At 33.0% G+C, this 663-nt stretch carries 1 protein-coding gene; it reads right to left on the bottom strand.

Translation table 11 applies throughout. The features are described 5' to 3' along the window. Positions 1-254 (bottom strand): metal ABC transporter solute-binding protein, Zn/Mn family (locus tag ACFINC_RS11035; RefSeq protein ID WP_375617230.1); only part of this gene is annotated, 254 nt, incomplete at its 3' end. Positions 255-663: the final 409 nt, after the last annotated feature.

Raw genomic sequence — 663 nt, 5'->3', positions numbered from 1 at the left:
AACCCATTCCATAGGATAAGATTTGCGCCTTGTGCACGCATGAGATCACGAGGGGTGGGTTGATATTCGTGAATTTCAGCACCTGGTTTCGTGATTGATTCAACATCAGCAGTATCACCCGCTACATTTCGTGCCATATCGGCAATAATGGTGAATGTTGTAACAGCTTTAAATTTACTAGCACATACCGCTAAATCGGGAGTAAAAAAGATAAGACTTCCCAGAATTAGAGTAAAAATTTTCTTTATATTCATTAATTTTCTCTTTGTTTTATTGCGAATGATTTGCATTATCACTTAGCAATAACAGTTATCTTTTGCATTTGCAATGAAGGATTTTTACAAAAATTAACTTTTCAAGCCCTTTAAAAACAATTCTTTCTCATCTTAAAAATTCATCTTGAAAAAACGGATGATTTTAAGAAAAAATTGCTTTGTTGTTTTGCAAAGCATTTAACTAAAAAGCTAAGACATCTTTCTCATTCGTTGCTGGTACACTTGTGTTTTATGGCACTTTTTATCTCATAAAGCCTGTGACTTTTCTGTTGCTGTTGAATCAACAGCTCATTCCAATGATAACACATCTCTCATAAAAAACAGAACGCTCAAAACAGAGACTTATTATGTTATTCATGCGAATTTTTTTTACAAAACACCTTATATT

The organism is Bartonella sp. AP58NXGY (assembly GCF_042195785.1).
Classification (GTDB): domain Bacteria; phylum Pseudomonadota; class Alphaproteobacteria; order Rhizobiales; family Rhizobiaceae; genus Bartonella.
The sequence above is the reverse complement of the archived record's forward strand: the minus strand, read 5'-3'. Positions and strand labels throughout refer to the sequence as shown.